We start from the raw sequence: 18991 nt of genomic DNA on the forward strand, positions 1-18991 counted from the left end.
AAATTTAATAGCCTTACTCCGAGTGAATATCGAAATAAGGCCATCAATGAAGCGTAGTTGAACAGATAAATATGGTATTTTTGTTCCAAGTCATATTATTTTCTTTTTTGTTTTTTTAGCCTGTCTACTTGACAGGGGGCAGTTCAGTATAATCGGACGTAGCGCCTTTTTGTTTATGGCCAGAGAAATTGTTTCACAGCCTTATCAACCTCTTTGTTTTCGTGAAGTTTACTATGTTGCGCCTTACTACCAGTAAACACAAGCTCTTTATAACTAGCGACCTGATCAAAAATAAATTTACCAGATAACGCACTGGCTAGAGAAACGCTCGTATCACTTTTCGTGCCATCCTGCACATCCCCAGCAATATTCAAAACTTCTAGCGTAGCAGGTAGTGCTTTTTTATTCGTCATAAAATTTTGATACCGTTCTGTTTTCGTCTCAGGGCCATTTTCTGTTAAATCATATGCCGTTTTGCCATCTTCACCAATGACTAGCCCATTAAAAGGAGCGCCAATAGCAACCAACTTTGTCACCGTTGGAAAATCATCTCTGTCGCTGCCTTCTTCCAAATAACTCACCCAGTCAACACCGCCCATCGAATGACCAACGACATTCACAGTAGGGATATGATACTCGCTTTTGAGTGTACGCATTACATTTTGCAACCAGATCGTTTGATTAGTCAAAGAACTTTTATTATCCTCAAAAAGGATTTGAATCAACGGTTTTGTCGCAAATTTGTCCCAATCACCAGTTGCTTTCACCTTGCCTTCTGGTGAGACTGAAAGAACGAGCGAGCGAGCGGCATCCCCATTTCTAGCAAGTCGGTCCATCATGTGGCCCATCGAATTTTTCGTTCCAGAATAGCCATGTAGGAACAGTGTTGGTGTCTCGATACTTTTTACTTGGGCAGCCGCGTCTTTTGTCGCCGTTTTCTTTGCAACATTATCTGTTGTCTGAGGCTTTTTTTTCCGCCGCATCATGCGTGGCAAAGATGAAGCCGAATCCTACAGCAAAAACCGCTAAAACAGTAAAAACGATTAAAATCTTTTTCATTTCGTCGACTCCTTAAATCCCCATAAGAATTTAGCAACATAGTCATCAACTACCGGTAATTCATGCATGTTACTATGTTTTGCGGTTGGACCGGTCAGCGTGTGGGCCTCTACATATTGATTCGTAAACAGCTCTTTCCCATACATGACACTATCAATTTTGACTTCGCCATCACTGTTCGATCCATCTTCCAAATTACCACCAATAATCATAATTCGCGTCGTAGATTTAAGCTTCTGCTCCATCTGCTTGGCGAACTTAGTATGAATAGCACTCGCGTTTTGCAAATCCACTTCCTGATCGCCGTTTACATACTCTTCCGGATAAAACGGAACCGCTAAAAAGACGATCTTCTCGACTTCAGGGTAATCCGGGTTATTAGCATAAGAAGCAAGATAAGAAACCCAAGCGCCGCCCCCCATCGAGTGACCAACCGCATTAAATTTCGTCACATCATAATGGTCTTTCAAGTAGCGCATCACTTTCTTCGTCCATAAGGATTGCTGCGTCACAGTAGCTCGATTATCAGCAAAAACAATATTAATAAGTGGATTACCCGCTTCCTTGCTGTTATACGAACCTTTCACAGAGATATCACCAGTTGGACTAACCTTTACAGTCAAAGCATCCGTAGCCCAATCATATTTCTGATCGAAACGGCGAATCATCCCATGAAGCGATCTATCCGTGCCACGATACCCATGAATAAAAATGGTCGGTGTCGTACTTTTATTCACCTCCCGATGCGTTTCATTCAATTGAAGCAATAACAGTACGGAAGCCGCAACAAAAATAGCTGACAACAATCCCATCCATAAACTTTTTTTCCACATAGGCCAAATCCTCTTTTCTAAAATAACAATATCTTTATAAAGTATACAAGTTTTTTCGGAAAAACGCATCTTCTATCTATCTTTATTTTTACAGCGGAATGTATTTATAGTATACTAAAAACAAACATGTAAGAAATGAGGGAGTAGAAGAATATGATTAAACGTACAGCAGAGGTTGTCCTAGCTGTCATTGGTATGCTTTTCGGATTAGTAACCTTAGTTGGGTTTACGGCAATAGGGTTTATCTTAGATAGTGCAGCCAGTACAAAAGAGGGCGTCGCATCTTTCACGCGAAGCTATTACCAAAGTTTAGAGGAATCAGGTATTGCCGTATCGGATGTGCCGAGCGCGAAGCAAATTCTCGATATGGTGCATACATATGCCATTCTTGCCTTAATTGCAACGATTGTTTTCACGGTCTTGTTGATTATTGGCCTGATTTGCATTACTGGAAATAAAAAGCCTATCCTAGCTGGATTTATGTTTTTAATTGCAGGTATTATCGTCACAATTGGCGGTTTTGTCGTGGCTGGATTCATACCAGGATTACTGTTAGTTATTGCAGCAATACTAAGCTTTGTCCGCAAGCCAAAAGATCCATTTTTAGCATAGAATACTATCGTTTTTGTGAACCGTGTCTTTCATCGATGCGGTTTATTTTCATTTAGAGTGGGAAAAGGAAGAGAGATAGCGATTAGGAAGGTGAGGTATACGAGATGAAGGATAAGAAGCACTGGGTATTGCTCGGAACGGCAGTAGGCGCCATCAGTGGAGTCATTGCATATGTGCTATGGAATCAAAAAACATTAGATCCATTTGAGGAAGGGAAAGAAGAACTTAATTTGGAAGAAAATAATATGATTTCAGAAGGTGCGATGACGAGTATTGATTATGAAAACAGAAGGCAAGCGTTAAAAAAAATAATGTTCTTATGGCCTACCGCTAAGCATCTTCACTTGCGGTAGGCTTTTTCATCTCAATATTTCTATTCTTTTTCTAAAAGTCGTTTTCCTTTTGGTGTAATGTGGTAGGTTATATCTTCCAAATGATACACTCGAAATACATAACCGTAACTTTCCAACGTATAGAGGACAACTAAAATTATATCTTTGCTAAGGTTCGTTTTTCTCTCTATCTGCGTACTTGCTTTATTAAAATGTGTTAGCGATAGACCACCCTCATCTAAATGCCTTAAAATGGTAGTCAAATGCTTATTTATTTCTCTTTTCATTTCCCTTTCACCTCTATTTCCATTTGTCCCATTGGTACATTATCCCCTGTACACATACGTTGAAAAAGCCCTTGTTGTCAAAAAGTTAACAATCACCCCCGATACCTAGAGAATCAATAAGTTCATTGGTTTATCACCCCCATTCCGAGTATAACCTTTGTAAAGAAAAAAATAAAAATCAGAATCGATAGAAAGTGTATCGAACAAATCAAAAGGTTAATTTTGCTAGATGATAGTTTTTAAGGTGAGCTAGTAAGTTAGGGCAATATTTGATATAGTAAGAATAAGAAATCGTATACATAGGATGGACCTATAGAATAGTGGAGTAGGACTCTAGTTGTAGTGAAAGTTCAAACCCGAGTAGCTTACTGAAATCCGGAATCTATTTTATGATGGTTGTATAGTAAAGCAAGGAGGACATAATCATGAGAGGAATTATTATTGGCGTATTAGTCGCAGCACTTATTATTGCATCATTGTTTTCCTTTGGCCCGCGATTATGGCGGCGCTTGGAGCTGCACTTGGTTATTGGGCTCTAAGAAAATGTATGATAGCAACTAATACAGGCGAAAAGATTTTATATGGCGTACTTATCGGTGTTGGCGCATTAATCATTTTATCTAATTTGCACGGCGTTCTAACAGTAGCCATTGTTGTAGCATTGATTTATTTCTTAACAAAGAATAAGCGTAAAACCACAAATACGAATACATTTGATTACTAATAGATACGAAACAATTGGAGGAAAAAACAATGACAAACTTTTTTTAATAAATTCAAACAAGCAGTGAATAACGATTGGGACGCAATGAAAGAAAAGCGCGAAGAGAAGAAACGTAATTCCGTATCTTATTATATGGATCAAACGAAGAAAGAAATGAAAGATATTGAGCGTGCGGTTGACAAACAACGCGAGCTGAAATCTTTATTCTATAAAGAGTGCACAGAAATCGAAAAATACATCGAAAAACGTGAATACCAAGCAGGAATCGCGGAAGAAGCTGGCGAAACAAAACTAGCGAACTTCGCAAAAGAAGAAGTAGCACAGTACAAAGAGCAGTTGGCAACCACACAAGGACACTATGATAGTGCTTCTGAGCAATTAGATACGTTAGAATTAAAAATGCACGAGATGCGTCTGAAATGGAAGAACCTAAAGACACAACACCTAGCAGAGACAGCCGAAAAGAATGCAACAGAAACAGCTGAAAAAATGGATAAAGTCATTCATGATATGAGCTGGGGCAGCGTTACAGACTATCACGAAGCACAGAAACAACGCGATCTTGCTAATACAGCTAAAAAAACAAGCAGACATGACAAGTGAACTCTCACAAACATTTGATGAATTAATGGCAGAATTAGAGAAGAAAACGGCAAAAGGAAAAGAAGCTATCAAAGGAAAGACACAAGATTTCACGCAAATGGTCGATGAAATTATCGAGCGCGAGAAACAAAACTTTAAGAAAAAAGACAATGCTTCGATGGAGGAAATGTTAGAGGACTTGGAGCGTGACGCGAAGAAGCAAGCGAAGGAAGACAAGCCAGAAGAAAAGGAAGTTCTTATTCCTGAACTTGAAAAGAAAGATGTACCAAACGAAGATAAAAATGAGCAAAAATAGATAAAGATGTAAAGATACAGCTGTTTCTCAGATTGGAGAAGCGCTGTATCTTTTTTTATTTTCAACGTCTAAGGCATAGTTATTGGAATCTAGGGTAAAGAAACAACGTAAAGAGTTGCATTTTTTAAAATAAGTTGTATAATAATTGGTATAGACCAGTTAGAGAAGGGATGTTTTTAAATGACTTCAAAAGTAATCAAGAACGCAGTAGTGTACACCGGCGATTCCGTTATCGAGGAAGGGTTTGTGAGGTTCAGTAAGACTGTGAGTGAAGTTGGCCCGATGACAAGCTATCAAGAAGTAGCAGGCGAAGAAGTTGTAGATGCCAAAGGTCAGAAATTAGTACCAGGATTTATCGATGTTCACTCGCACGGAGGCTTTGGTTTCGACGCGATGGATGCCGATCCTGTCAAATTAAAAAAACAAGTACAAGGTATGCTGAACGAGGGAATTACCACGTACTTCCCAACGACGATGACGCAATCCAGTGAAAATATTGAGAACGCGTTGAAAGTCATTGACGAAGTAGCAAAAGATGAGCCTCTAATCGGTGGAATTCATCTGGAAGGTCCTTTTGTGTCACCTGTTTTCAAAGGTGCTCAGCCAGAAGAATATATTACCGCGCCTGACTTGGAACTTTTCAAAAAATGGTTTAAGGCAAGTGGAGAACGTATTAAATTGGTGACATACGCGCCAGAACACAGTACGTCACCGGCTTTTGAGGATCTTTGTATTGAACTTGGTGTTGTTCCATCTGTGGGCCATTCTAATGCCGTTCGTGCGGAGTTGATTCACAGCAAGGCGAGCCACGCGACCCATATGTACAATGCGTGTCGTCCGCTACATCACCGCGAACCAGGCGTTGTAGGGCACGTTATGTTGGAACCTAGCATCCATGCAGAATTGATTGTAGATGGCATTCACGTGCATCCTGACATGATTAAACTGGCTTACAATGTGAAAGGTCCGAAGCGTATTAACATTATTACAGATGCGATGCGTGCAAAAGGAATGCCGGATGGTGACTATGAATTAGGCGGTCAGAAAGTATTTGTGAAGGATCGCCAAGCGCGTTTGGAAGATGGGACGCTTGCTGGAAGTGTATTAATGTATGATGATGCTTTCCGTAACATGGTGAAATTTACTGGTTGTTCGATTGAAGATGCGGTATTAATGTCCTCGGTTAACCAAGCAGAAGAATTTAAATTGGATTCAAAAGGCGGTATTGCAGTAGGTAAAGATGCTGACTTTAATCTTTTGAATGATGCGCTTGACATTCAAGCAACCTATTCATTCGGGAAAAAACATAGCAAACAATAGGAGGAAATAAATCATGAATATTATTGTAAAAGAGTCAAAAGCAGAAGCATCAAAAGAAGCTTTTCAACTGATTGAGAAAGCTATCAAAGCCGGTGAGGCAAAAACACTGGGCCTTGCAACCGGAAGTACGCCAACCGATTTATATAAAGAGTTTGTGACTAGTGATGTAGATACATCGAACTTGGTTGCTGTGAACTTAGACGAGTACGTTGGGCTTTCAGCGGAAGATCCAAATAGCTATCATTTCTATATGAACGAGGCGTTGTTCTTGAAAAAGCCATTTAAAGAAAGCTATTTACCAGACGGTTTAGCGGAAGATGGGGAAGCTGAATGTGCACGTTATGAGCAAGTTTTGGCAGATCACCCAATTGATATTCAAGTTTTGGGAATCGGTACGAACGCGCATATCGGTTTTAACGAACCTGGAACGCCGTTTGAAACGCCAACGCATAAAGTTTTGCTAACGGAATCAACACGCGAATCGAACAAGATTTATTTTGAGCATGAAGAAGATGTACCGACACACGCGTATTCGATGGGAATTAAGTCGATTATGGGCGCTAAAAAGATTATTTTACTAGCATTTGGCGAAAATAAAGCACAAGCTATCAAAGACACAGTAGAAGGCAAAGTGGATGTAAGTATCCCAGCTTCTGTCTTGCAAAATCACCCAGATGTGACGATTGTTGTAGATAAAGCCGCGGCATCTTTGCTATAGGGAATAAGCAAGATATTAGGTGTTTTTCTTCGGATAGGCCATGAATCTTGCTTTCCGCCGATTTATTTGGGTTATGTACTAGACTAGTTCTAGGAATGGCGTAGCTTGGTGTTATATGTTATACTTCACTTCTACAAAAAAGAAGGTGTAAATAATGATAGATAAGTCGTCAGGGATTCCGATCTATATTCAAATTCAAGGTGAGATTAAGCAGAAAGTTGAAGATGGTACGTGGCAAGTTGGCAAAGCAATTCCAGCTGAGAGGCAGTTAGCGGAGATGTTTCATGTGAGCCGAATGACGGTTCGCCAAGCTATTCAAGGGCTTGTGGATGACACGATTTTGCAACGTCGGGTTGGTGCGGGGACATATATTGCAGAGAAAAAGATGACAGAACATTTAGAAGCGGTTACCAGTTTCACGAATTTAATGATGCATGAAGGAAAAACGCCATCGTCACGGATTGTTTCCTATGGTATTAGACCTGCAAGCGCGCAGGAACGTGAGGCATTGCAATTACCGGAGAACAGTAATGTTATGCGGATTGAACGGATACGTTATGGTGATAAGATACCGATTTTATTTGAAGTCGTGGTTGTTCCGGAAAATATTGCTTCGTTATTGAATAAAGAAGATATCATGGATTCGCTTTATGAAGCTATTTTGTCGAAGTTGGGTCAAAATATTGGAGAAGCCGAGCAGATTATGGAAGCAGCGCTTGTATCTGAAAAAGTCGCGCCATATTTGGATGTAAAACTCGGTTCACCGGTGATGAAATTACGCCAAATTACATTTTTACAAGATGGGAAGCCGTTTGAATTTACGCGTTCGCAATACGTTGGGAATCGCTTCCAATTTGTAGCGAGAGTGAAACAATAAAAAGACTGGAGTAGTCAAGCATAAAATTATGTCTTGACTATTCCAGTCTTTATTTTGCCTGTTTTTATGGGATAAAGAACAAGATGTGTGTTAGGGTTGCGTTTGTGATCCCTATTGACGCAAAGTTATGGGATTATAATGTGGCGCTTCATTGGAATGTCGTTGCGTACACACAGGTTTAGGAATTTTGAAGATGAAAGGAGGTTGGAGTCTTGTGAGGCTTTCGACTTTTGTGAAGCAAATTAATTTCGCAAAGACGAGACGCGTGTTATCTTAGAGGGTAGGAAGTTTTCGTTAAGAAGGAGTCGGTGGCAGTTGAAGCAATTTTGGTGGTGGAGTGTGGGATTGGTTGTTGCGGTGTGTTTGTTCTGTGTGCCAACTACTGTAGTGCAAGCCCATGCATATTTGCAAAGTTCGACGCCAGTGGATCAATCCTCCGTAAATCAAGCACCTAAAAAGATTGTATTGACGTTTACGGAGATGATTCAAAATGAGTATCCCTCTGTTGTTGTTAGGGATTCAGATGGGCGTCGTGTGGAGAATGGGAAGGCGTTTATTAACCCAAAGAACGATCATGTGGTGGAAGTTGGTCTGCAGGATGATTTACCTGATGATGTATATAGTGCGGAATGGCGTGTTGTATCGGCCGATGGGCATCCGGTTTCAGGTGTTATTTCTTTTAAGGTTGGTGAAACGAGCCAAGGCTTTACAACTGGTGGGGATTCAGCAACGAATGCGACTTCATCATGGCCTAGTACGATTGTAAAAATTGTTTTGTACATAGGTTTCAGTTTGGTGGCTGGTGTGTTATTATTTTTCTTGGCTCTTTATCGAGTAGAGGTGGGCCTAAAATTGCGTAAGACTACGATTCGTGTCTTATTCGCAGGACTTGGGTTACTGGTCATCGGATTCTTGCTATTTTTACCGTTACAAGTTCAGATTTATACAGGTGGAAACGGTTGGGATTTTACGGCGATGGGGGAATTGGTGATGCAGTCAAGAATCGGGCACCTGTGGTTGGTTCAGGTTGCGAGTCTTCTGGCTTTGATGCTCAGTTTGTTTCTCCTTTTCCAGAAAAATTGCTTGGAAAAAGTCTGGCTTTGGCTAGTGCCACTTGCCTTGTTTATGGTACTATTATTTATAAAGGCTATGCAGGGGCATGCAGCGGGGAGTCCTGATAAGACAATCGCGATTCCGATGGATTTTCTGCATCTTGTAAGTGCTTCGGCATGGGTAGGTGGCATCGTCGTGCTATTTTTACTCCTGCCAAAACAACTAGAGGCAAAAGTCGCGTGGAATCGATTTAGTCCTTGGGCCGCAAGTTTTGTGGGGATGATTATTGTGAGCGGGTTGCTGATGAGCGTAATGAATCTAGGCTCGATGGCGAAATTGTTCACGACGGAATATGGGAAAGTTATTTTGCTTAAAATAGCGCTGTTTCTCGTGATGGGTGCGCTTGGTTTGGTCCATTATTTGTACATGCGGCAAACTGGGAAAATGATGTCGGCAAAAACGATTGTCGTCGAATTTGGCCTTGGTATAGTCATCCTTGGAGTAGCCGCATTTTTGACGAATGTGCAGACGCCACCGCCAACTCCCCCAGAAGCTTTTTCTCAAAAAGTGGCAACGGATTCCGGTTTCGTTTCCCTAAAAATTGACCCGGCGATTGTTGGTGACAATACGTTTCTCGTTACGTTTACAAATCAAGATAATCAGGTGCGAACTGATTTTCAGAAGGTGACGTTGACGGCGACTCCATCTGGTAATAAAAAAGCGACGGAGTTCGAGGCACGAAAGAATTCACAAAATGAATACGCGACAAGTGGTCTATATTTGAATGCGACAGGGCGTTGGGAAATAAAAGTTCACGCACTAACAAAGGATTTTTCAGAGATTGACCAAAGTTTTACCATAAAAATAAAACAATGAGGGAGTGTGTGATAGAATGAAAAAAATAATGACTGGTTTATTGGCTGGAGCGATGTTGCTGATATCGCCAGTGCTTGCGAGCGCACATGTAACGGTAGCACCAGCAGAATCCACAACGGGAGCTTGGGAAACATACACGGTGAAAGTACCAGTAGAAAAAGAAAGTGCGACGATCAAGGTGGTCGTGAAAGTACCAGCGGGCGTGGCTTTTCAATCGTATGAGCCGGTTCCAGGGTGGCATGTCGTGGTAAATAAAGCAGATAGCACGGTGACTTGGACGGCGACTGGTGGTGGCATTCAGAATGGACAATTCCAACGTTTTAGCTTTGTGGCACAAAATCCAGATAAAGCTGGAACGGTAGATTGGAATGCGTACCAATATTATCAAGATGGCTCCATTGTAGAGTGGACTGGAAATGAGGACGCGGATTATCCTCATGCGACAACGACTATTTCAAAGGCTGTATCGGACAGTGCTACGGATTCACATGGTAAAAAAAGCGACAGAAAAAAGCGAGACCGATGAGGATGAAAAAAGCCCTTCTGTGATGCAATGGATTTCGCTAAGCATTGCTATTTTAGCACTTGTTCTAGCTCTTTGGACATTTGTGATGAAGCGCAAGAAATAATGAAAGGATTTGATAGGAATGACAAAGGATAAGGTTTGGGCGATACTTTCCTACGCTAGCCACTTCTTCTTACCAATTATTTTTCCGGCGGTAGTATGGATTTTTGTGAAATCGGAATATGTAAAAAAAACATGCTAAGACGGTGTTATTTGTCGATTTAGTTCCGACTGTATTGAATATCTTATTTTTAATTACGCTGGGATTATATGGATTTTCAACGGGCGACAGTTCTGGAATGACGTTTATTGCCATGTTCATGCTATGTGTGATTATTGTTGTGAACATCGTTATCTTCCTATGGATAATTGTCAGAATTGTGAAGGTCTCCATGAATAAAATATAAAAAAAGGACGTCAGAGCTTGAAAGTTCGGCGTTTTTTTTGTTAAATTGAAAGCATCAGAGGGGTGAAGACATGGAAGGGAAAATTATTGGACTTGCTATTGGTGAGCCAAAAGAGATGGCGATTGGTAAGAAGAGGTCGATGATGACGGGAATTGTAAAGCAGCCAGTTGAGAAAGCAATGTTGACGCAATATGGATTTTTAGACGATGGGCAACAGGACCTGAAGCACCACGGCGGAGTGGATCGTACCGTTTGTATTTACTCCGCAGAGCACTACGCGCGCTGGAATGAGCAGTTTGGAATCGAGTTGCCACCTGCAGCGTTTGGTGAAAACTTGACAGTAACGGGAATGCTGGAAAAAGATGTGTGTATCGGTGATGTTTTTAGAATTGGGAAAGCGATTATTCAAGTAACAGAGGCACGTAATCCGTGTGCAACGATTGGAAAGCGCAATGATTTATCTGAATTATTCAAAGAAGTTAGAAATACAGGGTATACGGGATATTTATGCCGTACGATTGAGGTTGGCGAGATTTGCCTAGGGGATAAAGTGGTGTGCATCGAACGCCCGGATGACTTGGTGACAGTTGCGTATTGCCATGAAAACATTCTCCACGGACATGGAACAGAAGAAGAGATGATTCGCATTTTAGAGGTGGAAGCACTGGCGGAGCGTTATCGTTTTGATGTGGAGACGCGTTTAATCAACTTGACGATGGTAAATGAGAAATAAATGTGTGTGCTTTTCTTTAGTAGTATGATATAATTTTAGCGAATGAAAGCGTTGTAAAATCAAAAGAAGGTGGGAATAAAGATGACATTAGGTGTATATATTAATATGAAAGATCAGGTAAGTGAGGCGTTAGATTTTTATGGGGAAATATTTGGTTCGACGTGTACGGATATGATGACGTACGGTTCTATTCAGGAAGAAGGTGGACCTGAAATAGATGAAAAAAACAAAAAAAATTAGTAATGAATGCGAGTCTTCAAATTGAAGGAGACACAGTAATGTTCTCGGATACACCGGATTTCATGGAGTTCATTCCTGGAAATAACGTAACACTCGTATTGGATACGAAGGATGCGGAGAAGCTAACGCGGTACTTTGATGCTTTATCCGATGGGGCGACGAAAATCATGCCATTACAAAAAAACATTCTGGTCAGAGCAATTTGGTCAATTAACGGACAAATATGGCGTTGGTTGGTCTTTTAACTTAACGGAGTAATAAAAAGGGTTTGCATTTCGTCTTAGGACGAGGCGCAAACCTTTTTTTTATGGAGCGTCTTCGGGTGTTTTTTTTGCTGTGAAGAAAGGTTTGGATCATGTTTATTTCTGCTTCTGTTAAAGTGCCAGCTTGCTCGATGCTTCGCGTAATTTTTGTGATTTTTTCGGAGCTGTTGAGCTTTTTCTTATTGTTTGTAATAAAGCTACGAATAGTGGATGTTAATGCTCCTATGAAACCGATTCCGAATAGCATTAGGAGAATAGCTAAAAAACGACCGATTCCTGTGACTGGGATAATATCACCGTAACCTACCGTTGTTGTCGTTACAATGGAAAACCAGATGGCGTCTGGGTAATTCTTAATATCTGGTTCTACAAGAATGAGTGGTAACGGAATAACGATGACGAGAATCACGAATGTATTGATCATCCGATTGAAACCATTCGTCCGTAAGAAAGTATAGAGTGGAGCGATGTAGCGTCGTCCGATAGCTGTTAATTGAAGGATTCGAAACAAACTAACGATACGAGCTAGACGGAAGAAGCTGTATAGTGGTAAAATCGCAATGAGTTGAAATAGGTGTGTTTTGATGTATGTTTTTTTATCTTTTGCCAGGATTAGCCGTGCGAAATAATCGACTGTAAAAACGGCCCAAATAACGGTATTAAGGATGGTAACTGCCTTGCTATGTATCGGGATAGTTAGGATGGAGAGCAGGACTAACAGGAGCATGAACAATTCGTAATAAAGCGTGCGGCGTGGAGCTTTCAACCGATTACCTACTTTCTGATTATATAATACACCTATTCTATCACAAAAAACCGCTAAACTCATCTGGAACGCGAGTTTGGCGGTTTTATTCGTGTTATCTAATACGTAATCTATTCTGCTTACTACGACTAGCGAGCAGGCAAAGATAGGTCATCAGGGCGAACATCATTGTGATAATTAAGCTGTGCGCCAGTGCTACATAGAGGTTCACGTTTGTTACGACAGACATGATTCCTGTAAAAGCTTGAGCCGCAACGAAGATGATTTCAAGCACCATTGCATATTTCAATACGCGATAATGGCTGTATTCGCGGAACACAATCCACGTGACGTATAAAATCCAAACAACGAGAATGAACGCTGCGAACCGATGCAAATATTGTACGTAATCTTGCACGTTGGTTGGCATGACGAATTTTCCATCTTCAAATGGCCATGCTGGAACTGCGAGGCTTGCTTTTTCGTGACGAACGAGCGCACCTGTGTAGACCGAGAGATAGGTATAGATGGTGAGCAGATAGATGTTGACTTTTAGTTTGGTGCCAATGACCATGTTGCGTGCGTCGAACTTGTTATCTACTTCAAAAATAAGCAGACAAAGTAGAACGATGGCAGCGTAACAAATGATGGAGATTCCAAAATGGAGCGCCATGATATATGGATTTTGGCCCCACATAACGGCTGCAGCCCCCATAAAGGCTTGTAATACTAGGAAGGCAACAGCGACGATAGCTAACGGTTTCGTTTCGCGACGATCTTTAATATAAATCCATGCTAAAATAGCTAAAACAATAACGAAAATCGAGCTAATTCCTGTTGTGAGTCGATGCATCACCTCAATAATTTTTTCGGGTGTGATGTCTGTTAGGCGAACGAATTGGCCGTTACAGAGTGGCCACGTGTTCCCGCATCCGTCTGCTGAACCGGTCTTCGTTACTAACGCGCCACCAAACACGACGAATGTCATGCAAAGGATTGTTAGGACGGACCAGACTTTTAGAAAAGTTTTCATTTTTTTATGGTTTCCTCCTTCAATATGTATTAATTAAAAACTGAGCATACAAAACTAGTTTGCATCGCTATATACTATCTTATTTTAACTTGTTTACTAATGTAAGTAAAGAGCACGGCTTGTGAAATATAAAGGAGAACCAAAAGTTACAGATGCAGTTCTTCGTGCTCAAATGAAGTCCAAAGGCTTGACAAATAGGGTGTTTATTTCCGATAATGGTTAGGATGGTGTCCATAATGATATTGTGAACAGGCGATCAATGCAGGCTTCGATATCTATGTGAATAATGTGTAAAGCGCAACATAAGGGGGAAAACAAGTGAATCAAATGGAGAAGACGGCAAAAATCGATGCTGCTACGAAGTTCACTGTGAAAGATTTTACGGAACTTGTGAAAATTGGGATTGTTAATTCCAACACGATTACGGCTTTTACAGGTATGTGGCTGGCATTTCAATTAACAGGGGTTTCTTTTATACAGAACCTTGACATTCTTATTTTTACTATTTTGGGGTCAGGAATGGTTGTCGCTGCGTCGGGCGCTTTTAATAACGTCATTGATCGCGATATTGATGGGATTATGGAACGGACGAAAAACCGCCCAACGATGACGGGTAAAATTTCAGGAAAACGGGCGCTACTTGTGGCTGCGGTACTTGGTGTTGTCGGTGAGGCGTTGCTATTTATGACGACGTGGCAAGCGGGAGTAATCGGATTAATAGGTATTTTCTTGTATGTCGTTGTGTACTCGATGTGGGCAAAACGCAAATTGGTTAGCAACACGATTATCGGTAGTTTCTCTGGTGCTGTGCCGCCGCTTATTGGTTGGTTTGCAGTAGAGCCAACGTTTAGCGCTGTGCCGATTATGTTATTCCTCGTGATGTTCTGCTGGCAACCGCCGCATTTTTATGCGATTGCGATTAAGCGGAAAGAGGAGTATGCGGCTGCTGGAATCCCGATGTTACCTGTTGTCAAAGGTATCGAACGGACGAAGTGGAGCACGCTTTTCTGGGTTGTATTACTAACTATTTTGCCATTCTTTATGTGGGAGTTAGGGCTCGTTTATGTGATTCTAGCAACCGTTTTGAATGTGATTTGGTTAATGCTATGTTTATATGGATTTAAGATGGAAGATAGCATGAAATGGGCGCGTATTAGTTTTGTGTACTCGATTAATTACATGACGATTCTTTTTGTATCGATGGTTGTTATCGGCGTATTTTTATAAGAAGCGGAGCCTGACTTTAGAGTTGGGCTTTTATTTTGCGAAAAATGTCGATTTTCGTACTAGTAATTTTCGGGAAAAGCCGATACAATAGAAGAAGTAGCGTGAAGGAGTGCAGAAGTCTATGCGATTTATTTTACGAACAATTTGTGTGATAGTAGTATGTCTCTTTGTGGGCTACTACACGGATTTATTTTTTGAAACGCCTACGGATGTGAACTCTGTGGATGACAAAGCAGTGCAACAAGGGAACGTGGATAAGAACAAAACGAATGAAAGCGACCCGAAAGTAGAGACCCAAGCGAGTCTTGCGGCCTATATTAATAAAGATGTGTCGTTACTTGTGAAGAATTATGGCGATCCTAAGCGAATTGATGCTTCTCCATATAGTTATCAGAATTATATTTTCCACCAAACAGACGGTACGTATATGCAGGTTGGTGTGGTGAATAAGAAGGTGCAGACGATTTATGCACTGGGAGATAAGTTGCCATTGAAGCCGTTTGAGATTGATATGCCAACGGAGAAGGTTTTCTTGAATATGAAGTTGCAGTCGGAGATTACGTTTAACTACGAGGATAATTATTATCGATTTGAGTTGTCGGAGGATGAGCTGAACATTCGCCCGCTTGTGAGTTTGGGGAACGGTGTTTATGCACAGGTGAATTTTGATAAGTTTGAGTCTAAGGTGATTAGCGTTCGGTATTTTAATAAATTATCACTTATAAAAATGCATCCGTATGAGATGACGTATCAAGGAGATATATTTAAGGATACGGTGACGGATGAGCAGTGGGATAAGGTGGATAAGGCTTCGGATCAGCAGGTTTTTGATATTTCGAATATATTCCGCGAGCGCTATGGCAAAAAGCAGCTAGATTGGAATGAGGATGTTGCAAAAGTGGCGTACGGGCATAGTGTGGATATGTATCAGAACAAGTATTTTGATCATGATTCGCCGTCATACGGGACGCTTGCCGATCGGATGAATCGCGCGAATATCGATTATACGAAGGCGGCGGAAAATATTGCTTCTAATTATTTAGATGGCCCCGCGGCGGTGGAGGGCTGGCTGAATTCAGCTGGGCATCGCAAAAATTTATTTGATGACAGCTTTACGGATATGGGAGCTGGAACTTATCGGAAATTTTATACGCAGAACTTCTTGCAAAAGTAAAGCGTTTTTCAGGGAATCGTGCTATAATGGAGCATGTAATTTGATTTACGATGGAAAGAAGGTGGCAACATGCTTGCTACAATGGAAAATCTGGCGTTGCTCGATATGTCAGATGACCTTGCATCGATGATTTTGGCGTCGACGGAGGCGGATCAATACCGCGAATGTCTGCACCAAATGACGACGAGTTTACCTACCGGGCAGCGTATTAAGCGCTTGGCAAAGATAAAGGAACAATACGATGAAGTGCAACGTTTTGGTCGCTATCATCCAGATTATAAAGAAGTAAATCGTCTGGCTCGCCAATATAAACGTGATGTCGATATGGATGAGCATGTCGCGGCGTTTCGGCAAGCGGAGATGGATTTGCAAAGTTTGCTCGACGAAATTAGTTTTATTTTGGCAGATGCTGTCTCGGAAAATATTAAAGTCCCAACTGGAAACCCGTTTTTTGAAACGAAATCTTCTTGCTCTACTGGAGGATGCGGATCAGGCGGCGGTTGTGGCTGTTCAGCTTAAAGAGGGGGAAAGGCAATGGAGAATGAACGTCAATCCATCATTATTTGGATGAATCATTTGAAGCAAGTACGTTCTTTAAAGCGTTTTGGAAATGTGCATTACGTTTCTAGGAAATTGAAATATGCGGTTTTATATTGCGATATGGCAGAGATAGAAGAAGTTGCTGCTAAATTAACACGGTTCCATTATGTAAAACGTGTGGAACTTTCGTATCGGCCGTTTTTAAACACGGAATATGAATCGAAGAAAGACATGAAATTTCGTGACCGCATGGATGACGTACAGATTAGTATTTAATAACAGTGGCATGATTCGACTTTGCTTTGCAGGGTTGGGTTGTGCTGTTTTATATTGGAGGTACATAATATTATGAGAGTTATTGCAGGAGAACGTAAAGGGCACCATTTGAAGGCGGTGCCGGGTACGAATACAAGGCCGACGACGGATAAAATTAAAGAGTCGCTGTTTTCGATTATTGGGCCTTTTTTTGATGGGGAAAAGGTGCTGGATTTGTTTGCTGGAAGTGGTGGGCTGGGTATCGAAGCACTTAGTCGTGGGGCGAGTGAATGTGTGTTTATCGATCAAGCGCAGGCGGCGATTAAGACGGTGCATCTGAATGTATCCGCATGTCATTTGGAGGAGCAGGCGCATATTTTTAGAAATGAAGCGAAACGAGCGTTGAAGGTTTTGGCTAAGAATGAGTGGGCTTTTGATTTGGCTTTTTTAGACCCGCCATACAAGAAACAGCAGCTGGAACAGTTGATGACATCGCTTTCGGATTTTGGATTGGTGAATGATGCGGCGCTTGCGATTTGTGAGCATGACGCGGATGCAGTTTTGCCTGATAAAGTTGCCGGATTTAAAAAAAATTCGGGAAGAGCGCTACGGAATTACAGTGCTTTCGATTTTCGAATACGAGAAGGAAGTGGTTGGGAATGAATAAAGTAGCGGTGTGTCCGGGTAGTTTTGATCCGATTACAAATGGTCATTTGGATATTATTACGCGTGCGGCGAAAGTTTTTGATGTACTGTACGTGGCGGTTTTGAATAATTCATCGAAGAAGTCGCTATTTGATGTCGATGAGCGGATTTATTTGATGGAGCAGGTGACGAAGCATTTGCCGAATGTGCGGGTGGAAAGTGCTACAGGATTGCTTGTGGACTATGCGAAAAAGAAAGAGGCAGATGTGATTGTCCGTGGTTTGCGTGCGGTCAGTGATTTTGAATATGAGATGCAGATTACGTCGATGAACCGTGTGTTGGACGATCATATCGAGACGTTTTTTATCATGACAAGTTCGCAGTATTCATTTCTCAGTTCGAGCATTGTCAAGGAAGTCGCGCAGTATAACGGGAATATTGCGGAATTAGTACCACCGATTGTGCACCAGGCGTTGTTAAATAAATTAGGAATACAGGAGAAAAAAGATGATTAAAAATAATTGGAAAAAAACTTTTAGCCGGTCTGATTGTTTTGGCATTGGTTGTGGCGTTTTTTTGTACCATTGCCGTACTATGTGACGAGACCGGGAAGCGCAGATAAATTGAGCCCGTTAGTGACAGTGGAGGGGCATCCGAGCAATAGTGAAGGCGTGTTCCGGTTGGTAACAATCGCGATGGGACAGGCTAATATTTATTCATACTTAGCGGCGAAGGTATTGCCGTATCAAGAAATTGAGAAAGAATCAGATGTCCGTGGGGAAAATGAAACGGATGAGGAGTACAATGTTCGTCAGTTATCGCTTATGAATCAATCTAAGAATAATGCGATTCAGGTGGCATACAAAGCGGCAGGTCAATCGGTGAAAATCGAATATCGTGGCGTGTATGTTTTGAGCGTCATGCCAGATGCACCGGCGGCGAAAGTGTTGGAAGCTGGCGATTTAATCACAGCAATTGATGGGAAATCATTTGAATCGAGTGCGGAATTTATTGACTATGTGCGCAGTAAAAAAGTGGGGGAAAAAAGTCGAAGTAAGCTATAAGCACCAAGATAAGTCCGAAAAAGCATCGGTCGAACTAATTGATATTGATAAAAAAGGAACACCTGGAATAGGGATTTCACTTGTAGATGATCAAAAACTGGTGACTGATCCAAAAATCACGATTGATTCCGAGAAGATTGGTGGGCCGTCTGCTGGTTTGATGTTCACGCTTGAAATCTATAATCATTTTGGCAAAACTGACTGGACGAAAGGGCATAATATCGCGGGAACTGGTACGATTGATGTGGAAGGCAATGTTGGTCGAATTGGCGGCATTGACCAGAAAATTGTAGCGGCAGACCGCGATGATGTGGAGATTTTCTTCGCGCCAGATGATATGATAACACCAGAAATGAAGAAGGCGCAACCTGGAATTGTGAGCAATTATGAAGATGCAGTGAAAACGGCGAAAGCGATTGATTCTAAGATGAAAGTCGTTCCGGTGAAGACGTTCCAAGATGCATTAGATTATTTGAAGACATTGAAAGAGAAATAGATAGACAGAAAAAAT

The 18991-nt window shown here is 41.4% G+C and carries 18 protein-coding genes and 5 pseudogenes; 18 read left to right on the top strand and 5 right to left on the bottom strand.

The window, feature by feature from the left end; genetic code table 11:
• Positions 1-173: 173 nt before the first annotated feature.
• Positions 174-986, bottom strand: coding sequence for an alpha/beta hydrolase (locus PCORN_RS10220; RefSeq protein WP_241433162.1), 813 nt, complete (start codon positions 984-986; stop codon positions 174-176).
• A gap of 69 nt (positions 987-1055) precedes the next feature.
• Positions 1056-1892 carry an alpha/beta fold hydrolase gene (locus PCORN_RS10225; RefSeq protein WP_036080076.1) on the bottom strand — a complete coding sequence of 279 codons (837 nt, stop codon included), beginning with the start codon at positions 1890-1892 and terminating at the stop codon, positions 1056-1058.
• A gap of 153 nt (positions 1893-2045) precedes the next feature.
• Here PCORN_RS10225 and PCORN_RS10230 point away from each other — a divergent pair, with 153 nt between their 5' ends.
• Positions 2046-2504, top strand: coding sequence for a DUF4064 domain-containing protein (locus tag PCORN_RS10230; RefSeq protein WP_036080079.1), 459 nt, complete (start codon positions 2046-2048; stop codon positions 2502-2504).
• Positions 2505-2608: 104 nt separating this feature from the next.
• Positions 2609-2857, top strand: coding sequence for a hypothetical protein (locus tag PCORN_RS10235; protein ID WP_051999388.1), 249 nt, complete (start codon positions 2609-2611; stop codon positions 2855-2857).
• Positions 2858-2877: 20 nt separating this feature from the next.
• Here PCORN_RS10235 and PCORN_RS10240 read toward each other — a convergent pair whose 3' ends face one another.
• On the bottom strand, positions 2878-3123 hold the full coding sequence (locus tag PCORN_RS10240) for a DUF3116 family protein (protein WP_051999389.1): 246 nt from the start codon (positions 3121-3123) through the stop codon (positions 2878-2880).
• 425 nt (positions 3124-3548) lie between these two features.
• Here PCORN_RS10240 and PCORN_RS21095 point away from each other — a divergent pair.
• The 9 genes and pseudogenes from PCORN_RS21095 (at position 3549) to PCORN_RS21100 (ending at position 11792) form a co-directional block, all read left to right on the top strand.
• Positions 3549-3847: pseudogene (locus tag PCORN_RS21095) on the top strand (lmo0954 family membrane protein).
• A gap of 29 nt (positions 3848-3876) precedes the next feature.
• Positions 3877-4745: pseudogene (locus PCORN_RS10250) on the top strand (PspA/IM30 family protein).
• Between the two features lie 180 nt (positions 4746-4925).
• On the top strand, positions 4926-6065 hold the full coding sequence (gene nagA / locus PCORN_RS10255; RefSeq protein WP_036080082.1) for an N-acetylglucosamine-6-phosphate deacetylase: 1140 nt from the start codon (positions 4926-4928) through the stop codon (positions 6063-6065).
• A 13-nt stretch (positions 6066-6078) separates the two neighbouring features.
• Positions 6079-6783 carry a glucosamine-6-phosphate deaminase gene (locus PCORN_RS10260; protein WP_036080085.1) on the top strand — a complete coding sequence of 235 codons (705 nt, stop codon included), beginning with the start codon at positions 6079-6081 and terminating at the stop codon, positions 6781-6783.
• A 154-nt stretch (positions 6784-6937) separates the two neighbouring features.
• Positions 6938-7660 (top strand): GntR family transcriptional regulator, encoded by a 723-nt coding sequence (locus tag PCORN_RS10265; RefSeq protein WP_036080088.1) that lies wholly within the window; start codon positions 6938-6940, stop codon positions 7658-7660.
• 315 nt (positions 7661-7975) lie between these two features.
• Positions 7976-9589: a copper resistance CopC/CopD family protein gene (locus tag PCORN_RS10270; RefSeq protein WP_036080091.1), complete on the top strand. Its 1614-nt coding sequence runs from the start codon at positions 7976-7978 to the stop codon at positions 9587-9589.
• Positions 9590-9605: 16 nt separating this feature from the next.
• On the top strand, positions 9606-10115 hold the full coding sequence (locus PCORN_RS10275) for a YcnI family copper-binding membrane protein (RefSeq protein WP_149024314.1): 510 nt from the start codon (positions 9606-9608) through the stop codon (positions 10113-10115).
• Positions 10116-10631: 516 nt separating this feature from the next.
• Positions 10632-11294, top strand: a complete 663-nt coding sequence (locus PCORN_RS10280) for an MOSC domain-containing protein (RefSeq protein ID WP_036080097.1) — start codon at positions 10632-10634, stop codon at positions 11292-11294.
• Positions 11295-11375: 81 nt separating this feature from the next.
• Positions 11376-11792, top strand: a pseudogene (locus PCORN_RS21100) (VOC family protein).
• On the opposite strand, the gene PCORN_RS10290 reads toward PCORN_RS21100, so the two are convergent.
• A complete protein-coding gene (locus PCORN_RS10290) occupies positions 11781-12563 on the bottom strand; it encodes a potassium channel family protein (protein WP_149024315.1) in 783 nt (260 codons plus the stop codon). The pseudogene PCORN_RS21100 and the gene PCORN_RS10290 overlap by 12 nt on opposite strands.
• Positions 12564-12657: 94 nt before the next feature.
• A complete protein-coding gene (locus PCORN_RS10295) occupies positions 12658-13575 on the bottom strand; it encodes a COX15/CtaA family protein (protein WP_036080100.1) in 918 nt (305 codons plus the stop codon).
• A gap of 318 nt (positions 13576-13893) precedes the next feature.
• Here PCORN_RS10295 and cyoE point away from each other — a divergent pair, with 318 nt between their 5' ends.
• The 7 genes and pseudogenes from cyoE to PCORN_RS10330 all read left to right on the top strand — a co-directional run bounded on the left by cyoE (position 13894) and on the right by PCORN_RS10330 (position 18976).
• Positions 13894-14802: a heme o synthase gene (cyoE, locus tag PCORN_RS10300; protein WP_036080102.1), complete on the top strand. Its 909-nt coding sequence runs from the start codon at positions 13894-13896 to the stop codon at positions 14800-14802.
• 121 nt (positions 14803-14923) lie between these two features.
• A complete protein-coding gene (locus PCORN_RS10305; RefSeq protein WP_036080104.1) occupies positions 14924-15976 on the top strand; it encodes a CAP domain-containing protein in 1053 nt (350 codons plus the stop codon).
• Positions 15977-16045: 69 nt separating this feature from the next.
• The gene (locus PCORN_RS10310; protein WP_036080107.1) at positions 16046-16495 is read left to right on the top strand and encodes a YlbF/YmcA family competence regulator; all 450 of its coding nucleotides are present in this window, start codon (positions 16046-16048) and stop codon (positions 16493-16495) included.
• 15 nt (positions 16496-16510) lie between these two features.
• Entirely contained in the window at positions 16511-16792 is a 282-nt protein-coding gene (locus PCORN_RS10315; protein ID WP_036080110.1) for a DUF2129 domain-containing protein, read from the top strand.
• A 72-nt stretch (positions 16793-16864) separates the two neighbouring features.
• A pseudogene (gene rsmD, locus PCORN_RS10320) lies at positions 16865-17438 on the top strand (16S rRNA (guanine(966)-N(2))-methyltransferase RsmD).
• Entirely contained in the window at positions 17431-17931 is a 501-nt protein-coding gene (coaD, locus tag PCORN_RS10325; RefSeq protein ID WP_036080114.1) for a pantetheine-phosphate adenylyltransferase, read from the top strand. Before rsmD ends, coaD begins: the two are co-directional and overlap by 8 nt.
• Before the next feature lie 2 nt (positions 17932-17933).
• Positions 17934-18976 (top strand): annotated as a pseudogene (locus tag PCORN_RS10330) (SepM family pheromone-processing serine protease).
• Positions 18977-18991: the final 15 nt, after the last annotated feature.

Source organism: Listeria cornellensis FSL F6-0969 (assembly GCF_000525855.1).
GTDB lineage: Bacteria > Bacillota > Bacilli > Lactobacillales > Listeriaceae > Listeria_A > Listeria_A cornellensis.

Excerpts from the sequence above, each read along its gene's own strand:
- PCORN_RS10275 (WP_149024314.1), top strand. The coding sequence starts at position 9,606 with ATGAAAAAAATAATGACTGGTTTATTGGCTGGAGCGATGTTGCTGATA.
- PCORN_RS10315 (WP_036080110.1), top strand. The coding sequence starts at position 16,511 with ATGGAGAATGAACGTCAATCCATCATTATTTGGATGAATCATTTGAAG.
- PCORN_RS10295 (WP_036080100.1), bottom strand. The coding sequence starts at position 13,575 with ATGAAAACTTTTCTAAAAGTCTGGTCCGTCCTAACAATCCTTTGCATG.
- PCORN_RS10280 (WP_036080097.1), top strand. The coding sequence starts at position 10,632 with ATGGAAGGGAAAATTATTGGACTTGCTATTGGTGAGCCAAAAGAGATG.
- PCORN_RS10265 (WP_036080088.1), top strand. The coding sequence starts at position 6,938 with ATGATAGATAAGTCGTCAGGGATTCCGATCTATATTCAAATTCAAGGT.
- PCORN_RS10220 (WP_241433162.1), bottom strand. The coding sequence starts at position 986 with ATGATGCGGCGGAAAAAAAAGCCTCAGACAACAGATAATGTTGCAAAG.
- PCORN_RS10225 (WP_036080076.1), bottom strand. The coding sequence starts at position 1,892 with ATGTGGAAAAAAAGTTTATGGATGGGATTGTTGTCAGCTATTTTTGTT.
- nagA (WP_036080082.1), top strand. The coding sequence starts at position 4,926 with ATGACTTCAAAAGTAATCAAGAACGCAGTAGTGTACACCGGCGATTCC.
- PCORN_RS10235 (WP_051999388.1), top strand. The coding sequence starts at position 2,609 with ATGAAGGATAAGAAGCACTGGGTATTGCTCGGAACGGCAGTAGGCGCC.
- PCORN_RS10310 (WP_036080107.1), top strand. The coding sequence starts at position 16,046 with ATGCTTGCTACAATGGAAAATCTGGCGTTGCTCGATATGTCAGATGAC.
- PCORN_RS10305 (WP_036080104.1), top strand. The coding sequence starts at position 14,924 with ATGCGATTTATTTTACGAACAATTTGTGTGATAGTAGTATGTCTCTTT.
- PCORN_RS10230 (WP_036080079.1), top strand. The coding sequence starts at position 2,046 with ATGATTAAACGTACAGCAGAGGTTGTCCTAGCTGTCATTGGTATGCTT.
- PCORN_RS10260 (WP_036080085.1), top strand. The coding sequence starts at position 6,079 with ATGAATATTATTGTAAAAGAGTCAAAAGCAGAAGCATCAAAAGAAGCT.
- PCORN_RS10240 (WP_051999389.1), bottom strand. The coding sequence starts at position 3,123 with ATGAAAAGAGAAATAAATAAGCATTTGACTACCATTTTAAGGCATTTA.
- coaD (WP_036080114.1), top strand. The coding sequence starts at position 17,431 with ATGAATAAAGTAGCGGTGTGTCCGGGTAGTTTTGATCCGATTACAAAT.